At 72.3% G+C, this 4063-nt stretch carries 3 protein-coding genes; 1 reads left to right on the forward strand and 2 read right to left on the reverse strand.

Annotated elements, in window-relative coordinates; genetic code table 11:
* Positions 1 to 236: 236 nt before the first annotated feature.
* Positions 237 to 2822, reverse strand: a complete 2586-nt coding sequence (gene pepN, locus ACWDSL_RS52250) for an aminopeptidase N (protein WP_450496687.1) — start codon at positions 2820 to 2822, stop codon at positions 237 to 239.
* Between the two features lie 167 nt (positions 2823 to 2989).
* Entirely contained in the window at positions 2990 to 3340 is a 351-nt protein-coding gene (locus ACWDSL_RS52255; protein ID WP_450496689.1) for a chorismate mutase, read from the reverse strand.
* Between the two features lie 267 nt (positions 3341 to 3607).
* On the opposite strand from ACWDSL_RS52255, the gene ACWDSL_RS52260 reads away from it, so the two are divergent.
* Positions 3608 to 3985, forward strand: coding sequence for a VOC family protein (locus tag ACWDSL_RS52260; RefSeq protein WP_450496691.1), 378 nt, complete (start codon positions 3608 to 3610; stop codon positions 3983 to 3985).
* Positions 3986 to 4063: the final 78 nt, after the last annotated feature.

The raw sequence follows: 4063 nt of genomic DNA on the forward strand, positions 1-4063 counted from the left end.
GCGGCGGGCGGGACGGCGGCCGGGGCCCGTCCCCTCCGGCGCGCCGCAACCAGCGCCGCAGGGCGGCGCAACGCCTCGTCGGCCGGGCCACGCCGATCGGCACGCCTCGCCCGCGAGGCCGCGCGAGGTCCGCCACCTCCGCGCCCGCAGGGCCCGCGCGCCGTCCCGCCGCCGGGGCTGCCAGGCCTCGTGCGGGGGGGGCGCGCCCAACCCGCCACGCCTCGCCCGCAGCGCCGCTACGCCTCGCCCTCCGTGGCTGCCGCCTCCTCCTGGGCACGCTGGACGTGCAGCGCCCGGCGCAGATCGTCGAGTTCGTCGGCGAAGCGGCGGCGCAGGGTCGGGGATACGGACGGGTCGTCGGCGCTCAGGCACTCCTCCCCCAACCGCAGGGTCGTCTCGTCCACCGTCGTCGGGAAGCCCCAGCGGGCGACCGAGTCGGCGATGGCCGGGCCGCGGCGGACGGCCAGGTCGACGGCGGCCGGGAAGTAGCCGTGGACGTACTCGGCGAGGAGGGCGTGCTGCTCGGGCTGCCAGAAGCCCAGGGCCGTCGCGGTGACGAGGTAGTTGGACAGCTCGGGGCCGTCGGCCTCGAAGAGCGCGGCCCAGGCGGCGCGCTTGGCCTCGGCGTCGGGGAGCGCGGCGCGGCAGCGGGCCGCGCCCTCCTGGCCGGTGGCGCTGGAGTCCCGGGCGAGCTCGGCGTCGATATCGGCCGGGGTGACGGCGCCGAGGACGGCGAGGCGCCGGAGGACCTGCCAGCGCAGCTCGGGGTCGAGGTCCGGGCCGCCGGGGACGGTGTCGCGGCCGAGCCAGTCGCTCAGCTCGGCGGCCGAGGTGGCGCTGTCGACGAAGGTGCGCACGGCGGCGAGCCGCAGCCCGGGGCCCGAGCCGTCCTCGGTGCGGCGCAGCAGATCGCGGCAGGTGGCGGAGATGGTGGCGAGGGCGGCGGCGCGCTTGTGGGCGGGGAGGTAACGGTCGGCGATCTGGGTGCGGGCGAAGGCGAGGACGCCCTGGACGATCGCTATGTCGGTCTCGTGCGGGAGATGGGCGCGGGCGGCGTCGAGGTAGGCGCCGGGCGGCAGTTCACCGTCGCGCACCATGTCGCGTGCGGCGTTCCAGACGACGGCGCGGCTGAGCGCGTCGGGGAGGCCGGACAGGGAGCGCAGGGCGGTCTTCCAGGAGCCGGGGTCCAGCCGGATCTTGGCGTAGGTGAGGTCGCTGTCGTTGAGGAGCAGCAGGTCGGGGCGGGGGCCGGTGAACGGGAGGGTCAGCGGGGAGCCGTCGGCCAGCTCGGCCTCGACCCGGTCGCGCAGTACGAGCTTGTGGGGGGCGGCGGGCTCGTGGTCGTACAGGCCGATGGCGATGCGGTGCGGGCGGCTGGTGCCGCTGTCAGCTGCGCCGCTTCCCTTGTGGTGGATCTCGGCCGTCCACTGGCCGCCGCTCGTGGTGATCACCGGTGTGAGGGTGTCCACGCCGTCGGTGCGCAGCCAGCGGTCGGCCCAGGCGTGCACATCCCGGCCGGATGCCTCGGCAAGGGAGTCGATGAAGTCGGCGAGGGTGGCGTTGCCGAAGCGGTGCCGGGCGAAGTGGTTGTTGATGCCGTCGAGGAAGTTCTTCTCGCCGAGCCAGGCGACGAGTTGGCGCAGCGCGGAGGCGCCCTTGGCGTAGGAGATGCCGTCGAAGTTGAGGCGGGCGGCGGCGGTGTCGGGGACCTGCTCGGGCGTGGGGGCCACGGGGTGGGTGGAGGGGCGCTGGTCGGCGTCGTAGCCCCAGTTCTTGCGGCGGACGCCGAAGTCGGCCCAGGTGTCGGTGTAGCGGGTGGTCTCGGTGAGGGTCTGGTAGCCCATGTACTCGGCGAACGACTCGTTCAGCCAGATGTCGTCCCACCACTCCATGGTCACCAGGTCGCCGAACCACATATGGGCCATCTCGTGGGCGATGACCATCGCGCGGGTCTGCCGTTCGGCGTCGGTGACGGCCGAGCGGTAGATGAATTCGTCGCGGAAGGTGACGAGGCCGGGGTTCTCCATGGCGCCGGAGTTGAACTCCGGGACGAACGCCTGGTCGTAGGAGTCGAAGGGGTACGGCTCGTCGAAGATCTCGTGGTAGCGGTCGAAGCAGCGGCGGGTGATGTCGAAGAGCTCGTCGGCGTCGGCCTCCAGGTACGGCGCGAGGGAGCGGCGTACGTGCAGGCCGAAGGGCAGCCCGGCGTGCTCGGTACGTACCGAGTGGTACGGCCCGGCGGCCAGCGCGAGCAGGTAGGTGCTGATGGGCGGGGTGGGCGCGAACCGCCAGCGGCCCTCGTGCGGTTCGCCGACGCGGGTGGCGATGCCGTTGCCGAGGACGGTCCACTCGGGCGGGGCGGTGACGTGCACCTCGAAGACGGCCTTGAGGTCCGGCTGGTCGAAGCAGACGAAGACGTCGTCGGCGTCGGACATACAGCACATGGTGTAGAGGTACGTCTCGCCGTCGGCGGGGTCGGTGAAGCGGTGCATGCCCTCGCCGGTACGGGAGTAGCGCATGTCCGTCTCGACGCGCAGCTCGTGCTCGCCCTCGGCGAGCCCGGTCAGCGGCAGCCGCCCGTCGGCGATCACCTCGTCAGCGCCTGCGAGGGAGAGCTCCTGACCGTCGAGCACGATACGGTGCAGGGCGGCAGGCATGAGCTCGGCGAAGGTGTCCACGTCCGGCTGGCGCGCGCTGAAGCGAATGGTGGTGGTGGAACCGAAGATCTCATCGCCACGGGTCAGATCGAGGTCGAGGGTGTAGTGATGAACCTCGATGAGGCGAGCTCGGGTCTGCGCTTCGTCGCGCGTCAGTACGGACATGGAGACATGCTGCCCTACTGCCTGCGGGCGTCACACGCCCGGGAAGAGGTTGCGCGGCGCGGTGCGGATCTGTGTGGATTTGGGGGGTGGTGCGCCGGGGGTGTGGCCTTCCCCTCCGCCCGGCGCCCCGGACCGCGCCCCCTTTGACGGCAGGCCCTGGGCAGTCCTCAGGAGCGCGCGATCGTCTCGTGGTGGCGGATGACCTCCGCGATGATGAAGTTGAGCAGCTTCTCCGCGAAGGCCGGGTCGAGCTTGGCGCTCTCCGCGAGGTCGCGGAGCCGCTTGATCTGGCGGGCCTCCCGGGCCGGGTCGGCCGGGGGGAGCTTGTGCTCGGCCTTGAGGTAGCCGACCTGCTGGGTGGCCTTGAAGCGCTCGGCCAGCATATGGACCACGGCCGCGTCGATGTTGTCGATGGAGTCGCGCAGCCGGGTCAGCTCGGCGCGGACGGACTCGTCGATCTCGTCGTTGGTGCTCATGGTGGCGGCCCCGTCGGTCCCCTCGGTCTCGGTGTGCGTCATGACAAGTGACCCTATGCGGCCCGGGGCGCTGCTGTGACCAAGGGACCAGTGGGTGGACCGGGACGAAGTCCTACGTGGGGTCCGGGGCGGGGTCGCGGAGACCGCCCTCGGCCCCTGTGGGGGGTTGGGGAGGGACCGAAGGCGGTCGTTCCGCTCGGAGTGCTCTCCCCGGTCGAGCGCCTCCACCGTGGAGGAGTGGGTTTATGGACCGAGGGGTTCCATCTGTGTTCGGTTTTCCTCGGCGCGCCTCGCGCCTATCGTCGGGGCATGATCGCGAAGCTCCAGTGCACCGTCATCGACTGCCCCGACCCCGTCGCCCTGGCCGGTTTCTATGCCGGGATCCTGGGCTGGCGGCTGGACGCGGACGATCCGGAGTGGGTGTGGCTCATCTCTCCGGACGGCCGGCGGTTCGCCTTCCAGGCGGTCCCCGACCACAAGCCGCCGCGCTGGCCGGACCCGGACCATCCGCAACAGTTCCATCTGGACTTCGACGTGGACACGATCGAGGACGTGGAGCGAGCGCAGCGGGAGGTGATCGCTCTGGGCGCGACCTTCCTGCACGACAGCGGCGGCGAGCGGTCGGGGTTCCGGGTCTTCAGCGACCCCGCCGGGCATCCGTTCTGCCTCTGTTACGGGCAGAGCTGAGCGGCGTTACGGGCAGAGCTGAGCGGCGGCGCGCAGCGCGGCGCCCCTGGCGGACCCGCCTGGGGCGAACGCCGGGGC

It is taken from the genome of Streptomyces sp. NPDC000941, assembly GCF_053599555.1.

What these genes read in the sequence shown, in the direction of transcription:
- pepN (WP_450496687.1), bottom strand. Translation starts at nt 2,822, where the DNA reads ATGTCCGTACTGACGCGCGACGAAGCGCAGACCCGAGCTCGCCTCATC.
- ACWDSL_RS52260 (WP_450496691.1), top strand. Translation starts at nt 3,608, where the DNA reads ATGATCGCGAAGCTCCAGTGCACCGTCATCGACTGCCCCGACCCCGTC.
- ACWDSL_RS52255 (WP_450496689.1), bottom strand. Translation starts at nt 3,340, where the DNA reads ATGACGCACACCGAGACCGAGGGGACCGACGGGGCCGCCACCATGAGC.